13 protein-coding genes and 1 tRNA gene are annotated in these 19,356 nt (G+C 34.0%); 12 read left to right on the top strand and 2 right to left on the bottom strand.

The window, feature by feature from the left end; genetic code table 11:
- Nucleotides 1-56: 56 nt before the first annotated feature.
- The 6 genes from GKZ88_RS12435 (at nt 57) to nagA (ending at nt 11,906) form a co-directional block, all read left to right on the top strand.
- Nucleotides 57-2,969: an FAD-binding and (Fe-S)-binding domain-containing protein gene (locus tag GKZ88_RS12435; RefSeq protein WP_155102693.1), complete on the top strand. Its 2,913-nt coding sequence runs from the start codon at nt 57-59 to the stop codon at nt 2,967-2,969.
- A gap of 295 nt (nt 2,970-3,264) precedes the next feature.
- The gene (locus GKZ88_RS12440) at nt 3,265-5,100 is read left to right on the top strand and encodes a PQQ-binding-like beta-propeller repeat protein (RefSeq protein WP_155102694.1); all 1,836 of its coding nucleotides are present in this window, start codon (nt 3,265-3,267) and stop codon (nt 5,098-5,100) included.
- A 232-nt stretch (nt 5,101-5,332) separates the two neighbouring features.
- Nucleotides 5,333-6,814, top strand: coding sequence for a family 10 glycosylhydrolase (locus GKZ88_RS12445; protein ID WP_155102695.1), 1,482 nt, complete (start codon nt 5,333-5,335; stop codon nt 6,812-6,814).
- Between the two features lie 10 nt (nt 6,815-6,824).
- Nucleotides 6,825-9,329 (top strand): family 20 glycosylhydrolase, encoded by a 2,505-nt coding sequence (locus GKZ88_RS12450; RefSeq protein ID WP_155102696.1) that lies wholly within the window; start codon nt 6,825-6,827, stop codon nt 9,327-9,329.
- A gap of 4 nt (nt 9,330-9,333) precedes the next feature.
- On the top strand, nt 9,334-10,638 hold the full coding sequence (locus tag GKZ88_RS12455; protein ID WP_155102697.1) for a serine hydrolase: 1,305 nt from the start codon (nt 9,334-9,336) through the stop codon (nt 10,636-10,638).
- A 149-nt stretch (nt 10,639-10,787) separates the two neighbouring features.
- A complete protein-coding gene (gene nagA, locus GKZ88_RS12460) occupies nt 10,788-11,906 on the top strand; it encodes an N-acetylglucosamine-6-phosphate deacetylase (RefSeq protein WP_155102698.1) in 1,119 nt (372 codons plus the stop codon).
- 79 nt (nt 11,907-11,985) lie between these two features.
- Here nagA and GKZ88_RS12465 read toward each other — a convergent pair whose 3' ends face one another.
- Together GKZ88_RS12465 and GKZ88_RS12470 are read right to left on the bottom strand one after the other, a co-directional pair.
- The gene (locus GKZ88_RS12465; RefSeq protein ID WP_155102699.1) at nt 11,986-13,080 is read right to left on the bottom strand and encodes an exopolyphosphatase; all 1,095 of its coding nucleotides are present in this window, start codon (nt 13,078-13,080) and stop codon (nt 11,986-11,988) included.
- Between the two features lie 402 nt (nt 13,081-13,482).
- Nucleotides 13,483-13,554, bottom strand: a tRNA-Glu gene (locus tag GKZ88_RS12470).
- A gap of 400 nt (nt 13,555-13,954) precedes the next feature.
- On the opposite strand from GKZ88_RS12470, the gene GKZ88_RS12475 reads away from it, so the two are divergent.
- From GKZ88_RS12475 to GKZ88_RS12500, 6 genes are all read left to right on the top strand, one after another.
- Entirely contained in the window at nt 13,955-14,554 is a 600-nt protein-coding gene (locus GKZ88_RS12475) for a hypothetical protein (protein ID WP_155102700.1), read from the top strand.
- A gap of 7 nt (nt 14,555-14,561) precedes the next feature.
- The gene (locus GKZ88_RS12480) at nt 14,562-15,053 is read left to right on the top strand and encodes a hypothetical protein (protein ID WP_155102701.1); all 492 of its coding nucleotides are present in this window, start codon (nt 14,562-14,564) and stop codon (nt 15,051-15,053) included.
- Nucleotides 15,054-15,141: 88 nt separating this feature from the next.
- The gene (locus GKZ88_RS12485) at nt 15,142-15,600 is read left to right on the top strand and encodes an SRPBCC domain-containing protein (protein ID WP_155102702.1); all 459 of its coding nucleotides are present in this window, start codon (nt 15,142-15,144) and stop codon (nt 15,598-15,600) included.
- A gap of 38 nt (nt 15,601-15,638) precedes the next feature.
- Complete coding sequence (locus GKZ88_RS12490) at nt 15,639-16,286, top strand: hypothetical protein (RefSeq protein WP_155102703.1); 648 nt, start codon at nt 15,639-15,641, stop codon at nt 16,284-16,286.
- A gap of 85 nt (nt 16,287-16,371) precedes the next feature.
- On the top strand, nt 16,372-16,986 hold the full coding sequence (locus tag GKZ88_RS12495; RefSeq protein ID WP_155102704.1) for a hypothetical protein: 615 nt from the start codon (nt 16,372-16,374) through the stop codon (nt 16,984-16,986).
- A 209-nt stretch (nt 16,987-17,195) separates the two neighbouring features.
- Nucleotides 17,196-19,208 (top strand): M13 family metallopeptidase, encoded by a 2,013-nt coding sequence (locus tag GKZ88_RS12500; protein ID WP_155102705.1) that lies wholly within the window; start codon nt 17,196-17,198, stop codon nt 19,206-19,208.
- Nucleotides 19,209-19,356 lie beyond the last annotated feature (148 nt).

The raw sequence follows: 19,356 nt of genomic DNA on the forward strand, positions 1-19,356 counted from the left end.
ATATAATCGAAATCCACTATAAAATTACCAACCAAAAGCAATACAATCCATTTACAATGTCAAGCTTACAATTACAACAATTATCAGATTCCTTAGAAGGAACTCTTTTTTATGATGATCTTCATAAAAAACTGTACGCTACAGATGCTTCAGCCTATAGAATTATGCCGGAAGCCGTTGCGATTCCTAAAACCGAAGAAGATATTGTAAAAATCATTCGCTTTGCTTCAGAAAATAATATCTCCATAACGCCCAGAACGGCAGGAACTTCTCTGGCGGGTCAAACTGTTGGAAACGGAATTATTGTAGATGTTTCGAAACATTTTACTAAGATTGTTGCTTTTGATGCCGAAAAGAAAACCATTACCGTACAGCCGGGAGTAATTCGTGATGAACTGAATTTGTTTTTAAAACCACACGGATTATTTTTCAGTCCAACCACTTCAACTACAAATCGTTGCATGATTGGCGGAATGGTAGGGAACAATTCATCGGGAACAACTTCGATACGTTACGGCGTTACCCGAGATAAAATTGTGGAGATAAAAGCCGTTTTAAGTGACGGAAGTATTGCGGTATTTAAGGATTTGACATCTGAAGAATTTATTGAGAAGACAAAAGGCGATTCTTTAGAAAGTAAAATTTATAAAACGATTTACGAGGAACTTTCGAATAAAGAAAATCAGGAAGAAATTACGAGAGAATTTCCAAAACCCGAAATTCACAGACGAAATACAGGTTATGCGATTGACATCTTATTAAAATCAGAACTTTTTTCGGGAACTGAAAATACAATTAATTTAGGAAAATTGCTTTGCGGAAGTGAAGGAACGTTGGCTTTTACAACCGAAATTACATTGAAAGTAGATGATTTGCCGCCAACAAACAATATTATGGTGGTGGCGCATTTTCATACCATTCACGAAAGTTTAGAAGCTGTAGTAACGGCAATGAAACATCATTTGTACACTTGCGAAATGATGGACGATACGATTTTAGATTGTACCAAAACCAACAGGGAACAATCTAAAAACCGATTTTTTATTGTGGGCGAACCAAAAGCAGTTATTATGCTTGAAGTTGGATCACATATTAGTATGGAAGATGCCGAATTACAAGCGGATGCTTTAATTAAAGACCTTCAGGATAATAATTTTGGCTATGCCTTGCCTAAAATTTACGGAGCTGATATTGACAAAGTAAATGAGGTAAGAAAAGCAGGTCTGGGGCTTTTAGGAAGTATTGTAGGGGATGATAAAGCCGCCGATTCTATTGAAGATACGGCAGTTGAACTCAGTGATCTTCCCAATTATATTGCCGATTTTGCTACGATGATGGAAAGACACGGGCAAAGTGCTATTTATTATGCACATGCCGGAGCCGGAGAATTGCATTTGCGTCCGAAGATCAATTTAAAAACAAAAGAAGGATTACACCAGTTTAGAAATATATCCACAGAAGTGGCTCATTTGGTGAAAAGATATAAAGGTTCGTTAAGCGGTGAACATGGCGACGGAATTTTAAGAGGAGAGTTTCTGCCTTTTATGATTGGTGATAAAAACTATGAACTGCTCAAGCGAATAAAAAAAGCATTTGATCCCAACACTATTTTGAATGTCGGGAAAATTGTAAATGCTTCCAAAATGGATGAAAATCTTCGTTTTGAAGCGGGAAGAGTAGAACCAGAAATTAAAACGATTCAGGATTTCTCTGATAGTTTGGGAATTTTACGTGCCGCCGAAAAGTGTAATGGTTCAGGCGATTGCCGAAAATTACCTTCGGCGGGAGGAACTTTATGTCCGAGTTATCGCGCCACCCGAAATGAAAAAGATACGACTCGTGCGAGAGCCAATGCGCTGAGAGAATATTTAACCAATTCTGAAAAAGACAATAAATTCGATCACGAAGAATTATATAAAGTATTTGAGTTGTGTGTGAGCTGTAAAGCCTGCGCCAGCGAATGCCCAAGTAATGTGGATGTCGCAACTTTAAAAGCAGAATTTCTATACCAATATCAAAAAGCAAATGGATTTTCTGTTCGAAATAAAATATTTGCTTTTAATGCCAAACTCAACAAATTAGGAAGTATAACGCCTTCTATAACCAATTTTGTAGCCAATTTGCCTTTGGTTAAAAAATCAATGGGAATTGCCCCAGAAAGACAAGTACCACTTTTGGCGCCAAAAACCTTCAAAAAATGGTACGAAAAAAATAAAAAGTCGGCAGAAAATAATTCTTTTAAAAACGGAAAAGTATATCTTTTTTGTGATGAGTTTACCAATTATTATGATGTTTCTGTTGGAATTGATGCATACGAATTGCTGACGGCTTTAGGTTATGAAGTCATTATCACAGATCACGAAGAAAGTGGAAGAGCTTTTATATCAAAAGGTTTTCTAGAAGAAGCGCAGGAAATTGCCAATAAAAATGTCACTATTTTCAAAGATTTAATTTCTGAAGATATTCCATTAATCGGAATCGAGCCATCGGCAATATTGACTTTCAGAGACGAATATCTGCGATTGGCAAAAGACAAAGAAAGCGCTGAAAAGCTCTCAAAAAATGTTTTCACTGTCGAAGAGTTTTTCAAAAAAGAAATTACAACGGGGAAAATTCATTCCGGACAATTTTCTGATGTGGAGAAAACGATAAAAATTCATGGACATTGTCATCAAAAATCATTGAGCACTGTTGAAGCTTCTTTTGCAATGCTGAATGTACCCAAAAACAGTACCGTTACGATTTATAATTCGGGCTGTTGCGGTATGGCGGGTTCGTTTGGTTATGAAAAAGAGCATTACGAAATCAGTATGCAAATGGGCGAAGATACTTTGTTTCCAAAAATTCGTGCAACAGAACCTACAACAGCAATTGCTGCTGCAGGAACAAGCTGTCGCCACCAGATTTTTGACGGGACAAACAGAAAAGCAATGCATCCGGTTACCATTTTAAGAGATTGTCTGAGATAAGTTTCTCCAGGAGAACAGAAAATAAATAAGAAATTGTGTGTTGCGATTTACAATTAAGTAATGCATAAAATTAGGTTGGTTACCTATCCTAACAGGTTTTTAAAACCTGTTAGGTATTTTTTTAGCCACAGATTAAAATTATTAAAATGATTTTCGCCACAACCCGAGCGATAGCGAACTGGCGAAGCAATTGCACGAATTAACACAAATTAAATCTGCTAAATCTTCGGGAAAAAAAATACAACATAATCAAAATATAATTTAAAAGAAGGTTCAATACATAAAAACAACAACAATGAAAAATCTATTTTTAAGAATATTATTGCTTTTTATAGTCGTTTCCGGATTTTCTCAAAATGCAGAAAAATCAGGGAATATCAAGTTTGTACAGCTTACTGACCTGCATGTTTCAGTAGGAAATGATAATGACTTTTTATTACAGAATATCGTAAAAGAAATCAATAATTCAGATTTTGAATTTGTGGTTGTAACCGGAGATTTAACCAATCGTGGTGCCGATGACGAACTAAAACAAGTTCATGCGATACTTTCTAAGCTGAAAATTCCATTTTATGTAGTTTCAGGAAATCATGAAACCAATTGGAGCGAAAGTGCTGGTTTGACTTATAAAAAAATATTTGGCGAAGATCGGTTTGTGTTTTCAAAAGGAGATTATGTTTTCATCGGATTTCCTTGTGGACCTTATATGAAAATGGGAGATGGTTTTGTAAAACACGAAGATGTACTTTGGTTGGATAAAACCTTAAAAGAGAATCTCAAAAATACCAATAAAAAAGTCTTGAATTTTGCTCATTACCCGTTAGATAACAGCGTCAGCAATTATAAAGAAGTACTTTCTGTTTTAGAAAAATACCCAACGGTTGCTACTTTTTGTGGTCACGGACATACTTTAAGAAAATATGATTTCTCTGGTTTAAGCGGTTTGATGGGAACTTCGATTATTTCGCTTGACGGAAAAACAAAAAGTTATAATCAGGTAATTATCGGTAAAGACAGTATTAGTATTTATCAGAAAGAAATTGATAAACCGGGAGTTTTTAAATTTTCAGTTCCGTCAAAACCTTCGAAAATTACAATTCCGAAAGATAGTGTTACATTCCAATCTCCTTTCTTAAAAGATATTGCTTCGATTTATAGTCTTCCAGCATTTGATAAAAAGAATCTTTATTTCACGAATTCTATAGGTGAAATAAAATCTATAAATCTGAAAAATAAAGCTCAGAATTGGAAAACCGAAACAGGAAATTCAATTTATTTTTCACCCATAATTGTAAAAAATAATTTAGTTATTGCTACTATAGAAGGAAATCTGCAAGGTTTTGATACCCAATCTGGAAAACAAAAATGGACAATTCCTGTTGGCGGTGTTTTGGTAGGTTCGCCAATTGCAGAAAATAATAAAGTATATACAGCGAGTTCGACAGCATTTATTTGTGCAGATGCTGTAACCGGCAAAGTAATTTGGCAAAATAATTTACCAACGTCGTATTCACAGGGAACTCCGTTAATACAAGGCGATAAAATCATTTTTGGAGTTTGGGATTCGTATGTTTATTGTTTGGACAAAAACACAGGAAAACTGATTTGGAAATGGAATAATGGAAATGATAAACAAATTTTATATTCAGCTGGAAATGTCAATATGGTTTCGACAAAAAACCGACTTTATTTTGTTACACCTCAGCGTTTCTTAACCGTTTTAGATATTGAAACAGGTAAAACGCTTTTAAGAACTCAGAAATGGAAAATTAGAGAATCAATGGGTAAAAGCCAGGACGGAAAATGGTTTTATGGCAAAACAATGGATGGCGAACTTATAAGAGTACCACTTAACGATGATATTGAATTGACTGAAGAAAGTTTTGTAAATCAAACTAAAGTTTTGGATTTAAAATGGGGATATGAACACAATCCTGCGGGAATATTGGAAAAAAACAATAAAATATATGTAGGAAGCCGAAAAGGAGAAGTAATGATTGTTGATGCTTCTAAATTTGAAATTATAAAACAAATTAACTTAGGAAGTTCAAGCATTAATGGTTTTACAGTTGATGATAAAGGACAAGTTTGGGCATCACTGATTGAGGGCGGAATTTATTTGTTGGAATAGTTTTTAGCCACTCCCGATAGCTATCGGGATAAAGGATTAAAATGATTTTTTTTCGCCACGACCCGAGCGATAGCGAACTGGCAAAGCAATTGTACAAATTTCCACGAATTAAATCTGCTGAATCTGCAAAATCTGCGAGAGAAAAATAAAACTTAGCGAACCTTGCGTAAATCTTAGCGAACTTTGCAGTTAAATTATTCTACAACAATTAGCTAACTAAAAATACAACCTTATGAAAAGTCTAAAATTCCTAATTCTAATATTGCTGTTTCAAACGAAACTTTTCAGTCAGGAATCACCAAAAAGAGAAATGCGTGCGGCGTGGATATCTACGGTAGACAATATCGACTGGCCATCAAAACCAGGATTGTCAGACAAACAGATGAAAGCTGAAATGATTATGATTTTAGATAATCTAAGATCAAATAATTTGAACACCGTAATTTTTCAAATTCGTCCAACTGCTGATGCTTATTATAAATCAACAAAAGAACCAGCATCGCATTGGATCACCGGAACTCAAGGCGTTGCTCCCGGATTTGATCCTTTACAGATGATGATTGATGAAGCCGGAAAAAGAGGAATGAACGTTCATGTTTGGCTGAATCCATATCGTGTACAAAAAGATACCGTAAAAGATGTCTTGACTAAAACACATTTATTTTTTAAGAAACCAGAACTCTTTCTGACGTACGGAAAAACAAGATATTTTAATCCGGGTTACAAAGAAACCAGAGATTTTGTTGCTTCTGTAGTAGGTGAAATAGTTCGAAATTATGACATTCAGGCGGTTCACATGGACGATTATTTCTATCCCTATAAAATCGCCGGACAAGAATTTCCGGATGAAAAAGCATTCGCCAAAGAACCGCGTCAATTTAAAGACAAAGACGATTGGAGAAGAGACAATGTCGATTTAATCATCAAACAAATCAGAGATACAATTATCGCGAATAAACCGGAAGTTGAATTCGGAATTTCACCTTTTGGGGTATGGCGAAATATCGCCAAAGATTCAGAAGGTTCAAAAACTGTTGCAGGAGCGACAAATTATGACGATTTGTATGCCAATATTTTAAAATGGCAGAAAGAAAATTGGATCGATTACGTAACACCGCAAATTTATTGGCACATTGGTTTTGACAGAGCTAATTTTGAAGTTTTGGCAAAATGGTGGGCCGAACACAAATACGGAGCTAATGTGTATGTTGGCCACGGCGATTACAAAATTTCGAATACGGCGAAAGAACCAGAGTGGAGAAGTCCGGATCAAATTGTTAAGCAGATTGAAATGATTCGAAAAATACCGCAAATAGACGGTTCGATGCATTTTACAGCCAATTCATTCTTTAAAAAAGGGGATACTATTCGAAATCCGCTTATTCAAAAACCTTATAAATATATTGCCTTAACACCAGAAGCGAACAGAATTACAAGAATAAAACCGCAAGTGCCTACAAATGCTGTGATTGCTAAAAAAGGCAATGATGCAGTATTGACCTGGAAAGCCGGAATTAACGATAAGAAATATGTGATTTATAAATTCCTAAAAGGGAAAATAACTGATTTCTCTAATTCGGCGAATATTTATTACGTGACAACTGCAACAAAATTAGAAGTTCCAAACGCTGATTTGGAGCATTATATCTACGCCGTTTCTGCTTTAAGTCAGACCCAGACAGAAAGCAGGCCTATAGAATTTACAACAAAATAAAAATACAGAAATGAAAAAAAGCATTCTATTAATTGCCATTTTTCTTAGTTCATTAAGTACAATACAAGCTCAGCAATTAGATATAATTCCGAAGCCAGTAAAAGTAGAACAAAAAGAAGGCACATTTATTATCCCTTCATCGGTACAAATTATTGTAGACAAAAAAGCAGAAAAAAGTGTTGATTATATAAAAGCTTCTTTTTCAAAATATACAGGAATTAATCCGGTTGTTTCTATCGGAAAAAAATATAAAAAAAACACGATTGCTTTTTTGGTGGATGAAAAAATGAATCTTCCAAATGATGGTTATAAATTAACTATCAATAAAAAAGGAATTCTGATAAAAGGAAAATCTTCAAACGGAGTTTTAAACGGTCTTCAGACTTTATTACAAATTTGTTCTGCAAAAGACGTTAAAAAAGGAAGTATCCCGTTTGTGAAAATAGAAGATTATCCACGTTTTGAATGGCGTGGCATGATGCTCGATTGCTCCAGACAGTTTTTTGACAAACAAACCGTTCTGAATTATATCGATTGGCTGGCAGCGCATAAAATGAATATTTTTCATTGGCACTTAACCGATGATAATGGTTGGAGAGCCGAAATCAAATCAATGCCAGATTTAACTTTAAAAGGTGCCTGGAGAGGACCGGGAGAAGTTTTACTGCCATCTTATGGATCCGGAGACAAACGTTACGGTGGTTTTTATACGCAGGCTGATATGAAAGAAGTGGTGGCCTATGCTTCAGCCCGAGGTATTTCTGTAATGCCCGAAATTGAAATTCCGGGACATTCGCGTGCGGTAACGGCTTCGTATCCAGAAATTGGATGTGCTATAAGTCAGGAACTCAAAAGTGTTCTGGGAGAAGTAAAAAACGTTTGGTGTGTGGGACGTGAAGAAAATTACCAAATTTTAGATTCGATTATTAGGGAATTTTCAGAAATGTTTCCTTTTGAATATATTCACGTTGCAGGAGACGAAGTGAATCGTGCCAATTGGGAGCATTGCCCAAAATGTCAGGCCTTGATGGCGAAAGAAGGTTTTACAGACAGTTTTCAGCTTCAGAATTATTTCTTTAAAAGAGTTCAAGCAATTGTAGATAAATATCATAAAAAAACAGATGGCTGGAATGAAATTTTAAAAGGCGGAGAAATAAATCCGAATACTTTAATTTCTGCATGGCAAGGCATTAGTTACGGAATTGAATCGGCTAAAAAAGGATATGAAACCATTATGATGCCGGGACAATATCTATATTTTGATATGGCACAATCTGAAACTGAAAGAGGTCATCGCTGGGCTGCTATTACCGATACTAAAAGAGCGTATTCGTTTGAGCCAATTCCAAATGATGATTTGACGCCAGAACAGCAGAAACTGATAAAGGGAGTTCAGGGCGCTTTGTGGAGTGAATATTTAGATCGCCCAACACGATTTGTTGAATATCAAAGTTATCCGCGAATCAGTGCTTTATCTGAAATTGGCTGGTCTAAAAAAGAAGACAAAAACTGGGAGGATTTTTACGGAAGATTAACGCACAGTCATTTACAGCGTTTGGCAAATATGGGAATTGCTTTTAGGGACTTTCCACCGACCGCAATTTATCAAAACGGTACAATTACGGTAACTCCGCCTTATGAAGGTGCGGTGGTACGTTATGATGCGCAGGGAAATGAGCCTACAAGACAATCGGCTTTATATACAAAACCAATTCAGACAAAGGATTACGAACACTATATGTTCCGCACTTTCTTTAATGAAGATGTGGCAAGTCCGGCGGTGAAAGTAGAAAAGTTGCCTGTTGCCAATTGGAATACTTCGAAAGTGGAAGTTTTGAATATTTCAGAAAATATCTCGGACCATGTTGATAAAAACGGTATTTGGTATTTAACTTTTAATCCAACAACGGATGGAAGTGCCAATGGCGTTGTGCGAACAGTTTCACTTTTTGAAAATGACAAATTGATTCAAAGTTTCCCGGAAGAAAAAACGTTGAGGTCAAAACCGCGTCTGCGATTTGTAATTGAGAATTATAATGAGAAAAACACTTATCGTTTGGATTTTACGGTTGAAAATAAAGAAGCTAAAGAATCTTCGGCAAAAGTAAATTTCAACTGTTCGCCGTATTTGGAGCCGGAAGTAAAAGTGACGTCGTCGATGGCTGAAAATCCGAAATTTCCAATTGCAACTTTAGAAGATTATAATATCGAAAGTTATTTGCGTACTGATGTTCCGTGTGCCAATGGCGACTGGATTTTGTATACTTTTACGAATCCTGTTACTTCTTCAAAAATTGATGTTTTAACCGGAATTCCGCATCACCCAAGATTTATTGTGAATAACGGTTATGTTGAATATTCATATAACGGAATTGATTTTATAAAAGGAGATGCTTTCGATTACGGAAATGCGTCAGTTTATCCAAAACAACCTGTAAAAGCAGTGAAAATTGTTATTACAGGAACAAACAATGAGCCTCTTATGGCAAGTCAGGACTTAAGAATTAATCCATAGAAATATGAAAAATAATGGTTTTAAAATTATACTTGTTTCCTTTATTTTTTTAGGAATAAAGAGTTATTCGCAGAAAAACTCAAAACAATCTTTTGATGTAAAACGGAATGAAGTTTACATCGATTCGATGATGACAAATGCGCTCGAAAAAGGATTTTTTCCCGGAGCTGAAATTATTGTGGGAAGTAAAGACGCTGTTTTTATTTCGAAAAATTATGGCTTTCACGATTACTCGAAAAAACAGCCGGTAAAATCAGATGATGTTTACGATCTGGCTTCCATGTCTAAAGTTTTGGGTGCGACACTTGTGACGATGCGTTTGGTTGGAGAAGATAAAATAAAGCTTACAGACAAATTGGGATACGTTGTACCAATCTACAAAGATTCCGCAATCTCAGATTTGACTGTTTTTGAATTGTTAACACATACTTCAGGATTAAAAGCGAGCATAACTTTTTATCAAAGCCTGCTTTCAACGGCTGATGGTTCGCCTTTATTAAGCAAAGATAAGTCGGATAATTATCCTGATTTGTTTGACACGATGTATGTGAACAAGAATATTGTTTACGATGCCAATTATCTTTCTTTTACACCGAAAGAAAATTGGATTCAGATTTATAAAAACATGTGGTTAAATCCTGAATTTTATAAGACAGTTTATGCTCAAATTTCTGCTGCAAATACTAATACACGAGGAAAATATGTTTACAGCGATCTGAATTTGCTTTTGGTAAAACAAATGATCGAAGCCAAAACAGGAAAGAAATTAGATCAGCTAACAAGCGAAATCTATAGAGAATTAGGAATCTCAAAAATTGGCTATAATCCTTTAAAATGGACTTCGGAAGATAATGTAATGCCAACAGAATTGGATAATTTTTTCAGAAAAGATACCATTAAAGGATATGTTCACGATGAAGCTGCTGCGATTTTTGGCGGAGTTTCTGGAAACGCAGGTTTATTTGCGAATGCACAATCGATCTCGGTGATTTGCCAAATGTTGTTGAATAACGGAAAATATAACGGAAAACAGATTCTGAAAGCAAAAGTGGTAAAAGAGTTCAGAGATTCACCGCTTACGAAAGAAGGAATTTACCGCGGACTTGGTTTCGACAAACGAAAACCAGATGAATTTTTTAAAGCAAATGATTTTGGACATACTGGTTTTACAGGAACTTTTTTCTTCATGAATCCGGATAATAACAGATTTTTAATTATTTTGACCAACCGCGTAAATCCAACACGAACAAACAGATTAATGTATAAAGATGATTTTAGTGCCAAAATTTGGAGGCAAATTAATAAGTAAATTTTGCCACAGATTTAAGAGATTAAAATGATTTTGTTTCACGCAGATTTTGCAGATTTAAGCAGATCACACAGATTAAAAATTTAAATTCAATCTGCTAGAATCTGCAAAATCTGCGTGAAAAACTTAAATGCAAAAAAATATAAAAAATGAAGCAAGCAATTATCAATGGTATTGTACATACGGGTGATGAAATAATTACGGATAATGCCATTATTATTAAAAACGGAAAGGTTCTTTCAATTCAAAAAGAAATCCCAAATGGTATTGAAACAATTGATTTGCAGGGAAAACATATTGCTGCAGGTTTTATAGATATTCAAATAAACGGTGGAGAAAAACTTTATTTTAGTCAGACTCCTACCGAAGAAGCGATTGAAGATATTTATAATTCGAGCCTTAAATACGGCACAACTCACGTGCTTCCTTGTTTAATTTCGTCTTCTCACGAAACAATTCTTCAAGGAATTGAAGCTGTTCGGAATTACAGAGAAATACATGATAACGGCGTAATTGGAATGCATTTGGAAGGTCCTTTTTTAAATCCGCTAAAACGTGGGGCGCATAGTATCACTGAGGTTAGAAAGCCAACTAATGTTGAGCTTGAAGAAATTATTCGCCTAGGAAAAGATGTTATAAAAGTAATTACAATTGCACCTGAATGTTTTACTGATGATCAATTGAATATGTTGTTGGAAAGCGGTATTGTTATATCGGCAGGGCATTCGACAATGACACATAAAGAAGCACAGTATTATTTTTCTAAAGGAATAAAATTAGTTACGCACTTGTTTAATGCGATGACACAATTTGGGCATCGTGAACCCGGTTTGGTTGGCGCTGTTTTTGAAGATGAAAATGTTTATGCTCCGGTTATTCTTGACGGAGCGCATTGTGATTATGCAGCAGCAAAAGTGGCGTACAAATTAAAACAGGATAAATTGTTTTTAATTAGTGATGCTGCCTTTTTAGGACGCAAAGTCGAAAGCTTTAAATGGGACAATTTTGATGCGCATTTACAAGATGGTTTTTACAGAAATAATGAAGGTAATTTAGCGGGTGCAGCGATATCAATGCAGGAAGCAGTTCAAAATGCGTATAGATATTTGAATGTTTCAACAGATGAAGCCATAAAAATGGCAACTTCGCGAGTAGCAAGCGCAATAGGTTTACAAGATCAATTAGGGAAAATAAAAGAAGGATTTCCGGCAAGTTTTGTCACATTCGACATTGATTTGTCTGAAATTGAAACATTAAATTTTCTATAAGACAAAATCATTTCAATAAATAAAAAAAGCTTCAGAGGAATCTGAAGCTTTTTTTTTAATTATTTCTAGAGTAAAATACTTAGAAGTTAGTATTTACTTTTTTAGAACGATCGGCAATGTAAGAGATCAGCCAGATGGTTTGTCCGTCTTTTACAAAGTATACTTTTTTGGTTGCTAAATTTGGAATACTTTCCAGACAGCCTACCAATATGTTATTTGCCGAAATTAAATATTGCTGGTCATACGTGCTTAAAACTCTCGCTGCTTCTTTATTCGTTTTCGCAAGTGTTGTAAATTTGATAAAATTATTTTTCAGGATGGCATCGTAATTAAGAACGTCTTCCATCGTTAAAGTAACATAGTGCTCTTTTACGTTTTCATTATAATATAATGTTGCAAACGCCCAAACCGCTCCACCTGACAAATACACTTTATCTTTTTTTACTAAAAGAGGATTTTTGTCCAGTAAATCTTTGATCTTTTTACGTAAAACGGTGTTGAAATCAAACGATTTTTCCTGATATACGGCCATGTCATTAGCCTGATTTTGATTGGTAACAGTCTTTTTTACCGCATCAGTAAGTGTCATGGTACCGAAATCAAGTTCCAAAGGTATAAACTCTAATTTGTCATCTTTAAGTTCGTCGATGTAGCCGCCTCTGGTAGTTTGAGCACCAATATCAAGAAGGAAAGCGTTAGCATAATCAACTGGTGGAATTGCACCTTTAACCAGTGTTTTAGGTTCTTCGTTAACATTAAGGATATCAAGTTCTTTATTTGTTAAGGTCTTGATTTTACTTTTTAAAACGTCTATGTTTTTGGCAGAGGAAAAAACTGGGGCAGCTACAATAAATATATTTTGCTCGGTAAGTTTAAAATCAGTTTTTATTTTCTTCAATTGATCGGCAACTGTAGCGCTCGCTTTGTCAATATCTTCCTGTGTAAGTTCACCAGTAGCCGTTATATGGTCAGCAAAACTAAATCGCTCATTTGCGAAATACAAAATATCATAATCAGCTTTTCGGATATTATTTACATCCAAAACCGAAACTTTTATAGCGCGGCGCCCGATTTCAATTCCGGCGTAAAGACTTTTTTGAGAAAATGAATTAATGGAAAAAAATAAACTTAAAAGAATAAAAAATAAAATTTGGGTTTTGTTTTTTTTAATCATTGGATTTAATTGTTGTTGTAATATAGTTGTGAATAATGATGTACGATAGTGATTTGACTGTGTAAATTGTGTAGAAAATGTAGTCTATATTTTTTGAAGTAGGTTACATTTAAAAACCGAACAAGTTTATTGTGGGCTATTAGGATTGGTATTTGGGTTTTAATTAATTTTTGCAAAAATCCGACAATTTGTTTGAAGAAAAAAGAACTTAGATGTTTTTTTAATGTTATTATTTGAAGGATTATTGAGTTTGATGAATTTTTTTAGAGAATGTCATAAATATCCTGTTTTTTTTGGTCAATTTTTGATATAATAGTTAACGGATAAAATCGGCAAATATTTTTCAAACCATAATAAAACAAAAAAAGCTCCAGATTTCTCTGAAGCTTTTGTCTTGCGAAGTAGTCCGTGGGGGAATCGAACCCCCCTTACCAGGATGAAAACCTGGCGTCCTAACCGATAGACGAACGGACCTGTTTTGCTAATGCGGGTGCAAAAGTGCAAATAATTTTGGAATACACAAACTGATTTCAAAAAAAACTTTTTTCAATTATTCTCGAAACATCAAATTTTGAAACAGTAATTCTTAAATAATTTTAGCTAATTAAATTGTATTTGTTTGATTCGTAATTGATTGTTTTATGTGAAGAAAGAGATGAGGAAGTTCTTTTTCTTAAAATAAAAATTTCAAAAAAATGAAATATTTAAACATGATTTTTTGTTTTGAAAGAATATTCTTTTGATTTTTAGTCTTCTTGTATTGCCGGGAAACTATTCTAGGATTTTTAAGCTTATCAAGAAAAAACACTATTTTAGTCAAATAAAGTTTATAATAATTTACTCAAAGCCTTTTTACTATAAAAACCAAAGCAAAATGATAACAAAATTATTTCAGTTACTATCTGTCAAAAATATCACCTCTTATGTAGTCTGTCTAAATACGGAAAAATTTTCCGGCAAAATAAAAAATAATGGAGTGACCTATAAAATTCCTGTAATTAAATTAGAAAGTGATAAAAATGATGTCGTTATAAACAACTTTATCGAACAGAACAATATAAGTAAAGGTGAGATCTTACTTAGTGCATCTAATTTGGTGTATATGCCGAAATTAAATATTGTTGGTATTGGCTTTAAAATTGAAAAGAAAAAACATCTGAACATTGTATTTAATTTAAGTGATCAACTGCATATTGTATATCTTGCAGGTTTGCTAATGTCAAAATCCCTTTTAGTAGTGAATAATAAAGACTTGGAATCAACAATGAATATAAATTTCAAAGATGAGGAAAATGAATTCACCAATAAAGCAAACGAATTATTGCCAATCATAATAGAAAAAATTGGGCTTAAATATCTAAAAGAAGATCCAAGATTTAAAGATTTTAATAAAAATCAGGTTGCTCAGTTTTTTGAAGAAAATCCAAATTATTTAGCTGCGATTTTAAAGGAGACAACTAGTACTTGGATATAAACAGAAAATGAACAAAGAACTTACAATTAAAAACTTCACCTTTAAAAATATTTTCAATTTAGGCGGGCCTTTAATGTTTGTGTTTTTTGTAGGCTGGTGTGCTTTTAATGTTGGATTAGGAGAAGGTGTATTAAGGAATTTGTTGGTTTTTTTATATACGTCAGGCACTATTTTAGCGATGGGTTTAATGAATTACTTTTCAACGGTAGTCACAGTAAATCAAAGAGGCATATTGAAAAACAGTTTGTACTTTTCTCACTATATAGAATGGAAAAACATCAAATCCCTGAATGTTCAATTAGTAACAAAAGACAAGTATGTAAAGACATTGGACAAAAAAGAATATTTTGACGAGTTTTACATTGGAAAAAAAGAGATTTTAATAAGTGATATAGAAAACCAGCTCGATCAATCTAAATTGACAAGGTGGAGAAAAATTATACGATTGCCCTTTAATCACAGTACAATTGAAATATTAAAGCATAATAAATTGTTATAAATTAGTGTTGCAGAAAATGTTGTGCATTCTCAAAATGTTCATGCCAACAGATATCAACTGATTTATAACTTTTAAAACAAAGAAAGCCATGCAAAAATTACAATTTAAAAAAGAAATTAAAGCATCAGCTCAAAAGGTATATGAAACGATGCTTGGCCTAAAAAACAAAGCCACTTATGAATATTGGACAGCAGCTTTTAATCCTACATCCACTTACGAAGGAAGTTGGGACAAAGGAAGCAAAATCCTTTTTGTAGGAGTAGATGAAAACGGTAAAAAAGGAGGAATGGTTTCGGAAATTGCAGAACACAATCCGGCCAATTTTATTTCCATTCGTCATTACGGATTTTTGGACGGTGATACCGAAGTAACCACAGGCGAGCAGGTAGAAAAATGGGCAGGCGGACATGAAAATTATACCTTTCAGGAAAATAACGGTATTACAACCGTAATTGTTGATATCGATGTTATTGATGAATATTTGCACTACTTTAATGACAATTATCCAAAAGCAATGGATAAATTAAAAGAAGTTTCAGAACAATAATAAACGAACAGGTGAAACAGATTTAAGCAATTAACTTAATGGAAAGTTTAACAATTAAGCAAATCGTTCAGAAACATTTGGTTTTGATATGTTTGGTCATTTCCATGATTTTGATCGTAATAGCAACTTTATTCTATCCAGGCGGATCATTGCTTGACAAAAAATCTATTGGATTTGGCTGGTCAAAAAATTTCATCAGTAATTTGTTTGCTGCAAAAGCCTTAAATGGTTCAGAAAACCCCGGCAGGATTTGGGCCATTATCGGAATGGCATTCCAATCGGTTGGTTATGGTGTTTTTTTTATCCATATGTCAAAAAAAATATCCTTAAAGCATTGGGCTAAAATTTTAAAATTTATAGGCGTTGCCAACATATTATTCATTTTTTTAATTGCAACACCCTTACACGATCTGGGAACAATATCGATCGTTTTAACATTAATCGGTTTATTTATTATTACGGTATTGATCCTAAAGTCAAAACTTCATTTACTTAAATTTTGCTGTATTATTTGCTTGTTAACTTTTTACTGCTTCTTTTTTCTGTTTGGTTTTGGTTATTTGAGTGCAGCCATCATAATGCAGAAAGTATATAATGCAAGTTCGATATTATTAGTTTTGGGACTAGAGTATTTTACACAATATGATGATTTTATAGCAATTAAATCGGGAGAACAAAAAAAGTAAAAAAACGAACTGCTATAAGTTTCAACAGCCTATTCGATCAATGTTAGCAGTCAGTTTATGAAAACGAACGAAAAACTATAAAGTTATGAATATCGAAAGAAAGCAGTTAATAGAATTATGCGACAAATTTCTGATTGGAGAAATACAAAAAAGTAACTTGTCAAATTTTGCGTGGAATTGTATTTCTTCTGATGAAATTGAATGGGATGAAAATGACGAAATTATCTCCGAAACAATTTTCGATTGGGATAATGAAGAAATGAACTTTCCAATCAATAAAATTAATATCAAACTTTGGAAAAACAGACTTGAAAATGATGTTGATGAATTAATGATTTACAACAATTGGAATATTCATATTGAAAAGCAGAAAGAAATTTGCGAAAAATATGGCTCCATTTGGAAGCCTATAAACAAAACTCTCAACATTGGCATTTCAGAAAATTTAGATTTAGAGACATTAAATGGATTAAGACACGGAACCAAAAAAGGTGAAATTTGTTGGTTTATTTGGAGCGGAGAATATTCCGAAGACGACAATTTTTTCCAACCAATTTGTGCTGAACATTTAATGCAAAGAAAGCCAAAGCTTATTGACTATTTAGGACTTGACGAAGGATTCAGATTTCTAATAACCGAAAAAGGTTATGAAGATGTTTGGTTTGACGAAAAATTATTAGAAAGAGAAAACCCGCAATAGCCTCAAGGCGTTATATTGAATTACTTCATTAACAATAAATAACTGCCTATAATTCTGATTTTTATAAGTAGTAATTCTCACAAAAACTTTAAAATTAAAAACGGAATTCTTATATTGTTCTGCTAAAATTAAGTATGCCAAGCATATCTATTTTTAAATACCTGCTTTCAAACGTTTTTCAGTTCATTTTAATAGAAATCATTTAGATTATGAAAAAAACCTTAGTGCTCTTCAGTGCATTCTTAGCTTTTGCATCATGTTCAAAACATGAAGGAAAAAAAAATGTTGCCATCACCGGAATAGATTCCACGTTGACGCCTGGCAATGACTTTTTTAAATATGTAAATGGTAAATGGTACGATTCTGTATCAATACCTGCATCTCAATCCGGAGTTGGTGCTTACATGTTTATGAATTTCCCACAACGAATGCGTCTGCAAGGGATATTGGACAGTATTTCAAAAAGCACAAATCCGGCAGAAAGTGTAGCGCAGAAGGTAGGAGACTTTTATGCATCAGGTATGGATACTGTAACCATTGACAAACGCGGTTATGCGCCTATCAAACCTTTACTTGCCAAAATTGATGCAATTAGCGATTTACCGTCCTTAATGAACTTTGTAGTTAATGAAGTAAAAGTGTACAATCCTTCGATTATAAGTTTTGGAGTCTCACCTGATGATAAAAACAGCAAAATGAATATTGCCCAAATCTATCAAACGGGTATAGGTTTGCCAGACAGGGATTATTATTTCAAATCAGACTCGTCGACTGTTGCCATACAGGAAGCATACAAAAAATACCTTATTACATTATTTCAGCAAACTGGCAGCAATGCTGAAGAAGCTAAAAAGAATGCTGATTTGGTTTACGGTATTGACAAGCAACTCGCGACTTCACATAAAACAAAAGTTGAACTTCGAGATGTACAAGCAAATTATAATAAAATAGCGGTGACAGATCTTGTAAAAAGACACCCTAATATCGATTGGACTGCTTTTTTAAATAATTTAGGTGCTAAAACCGATTCTATTAATGTATGCCAGCCTGCTTATTATGATGCTCTTAATAAGCTATTAAAAACCATTCCGCTTAATAATTGGAAAATTTACTTGAAAGCCAACTCTATAGAAAGATATGCTGATGATTTAAGTAAACCTTTTGTCGATGCTTCATTTGAATATACCAAAGTGCTTTCTGGTCAAGCTGTTCAAAAATCACGTGGCGAAAAAATGGCTAATGTCATTGATAGTTATTTGGGCGAAGCGTTGGGTGAATTGTATGTAAAGAAATATTTTTCAGAAGATGCCAAAAAACGTATGTTGGTCCTAGTGAATAATTTGCAAAAAGCGTACGGCAAAAGAATTGATAAATTGGAATGGATGAGTCCAATCACGAAACAAAAAGCTAAAGAAAAATTGTTCGCCATTACTAAGAAAATAGGATATCCAGATAAATGGAGAGACTATAGCAATGTGAATGTAGCTAGAAACACCTATTTTGAGAATATTATTTCGGCTTCTAAAGCTGCGTATCAATTTCAATTAGCAAAATTGGGCAAACCAGTCGATAAATCAGAATGGTTTACTACAGTTCCGACAGTTACGGCATATAATAATCCTACTGCAAATGAAATTGTTTTTCCTGCAGGTATTTTACAAGCTCCATATTTTGATAATAATGCAGATGATGCACTTAATTATGGAGGTATTGGAATGGTTATAGGTCATGAAATAACGCATACTTTTGACGATCAAGGTGCTCAATATGACAGGGATGGTAACTTAAAAAACTGGTGGACAAAAGAGGATTATGCACAGTTTAAATCAAGAATACAACAAGTTATCAATTTGTACAGTACCTATACCGTTTTAGGGGATTTACACATTAATGGCGCAATGACAGTTGGCGAAAATACGGCAGATATTGCTGGAATAGCAGTTGCCTATGATGCTTTTAAAATGACCGAACAAGGAAAAGGAAATACAAAAATCGACGGTTTTACTCCAGACCAGCGCTTCTTTATTTCTATAGCTAAAATATGGAGAGTAAAAATGAAAGACGAGTTCCTGCGTTTGTGGATTAACAATAATCCACATTCTCCACCAAATTGGCGTGTTAACGGTCCTCTAATGAATACAACACCTTTTTACGACGCATTTAATGTAAAACCGGGAGATAAAATGTTTTTACCGAAGAAGGATAGAATAACGATTTGGTAATACCTTCGCTCTCCGAAGTGTTCCTATGAAAAGCTGCGCAAATGTCTCTGACTTTGCGCATTTTTTTTGTTCTTTAAATTAGAAAAAGGATAAAAGTTTCTGACTTTTTACGTTTTGATATAAATAAACAAAGCTCCAGATTTCGCTG

This window comes from Flavobacterium sp. LC2016-01, from assembly GCF_009711135.1.
Classification (GTDB): Bacteria; Bacteroidota; Bacteroidia; order Flavobacteriales; family Flavobacteriaceae; genus Flavobacterium.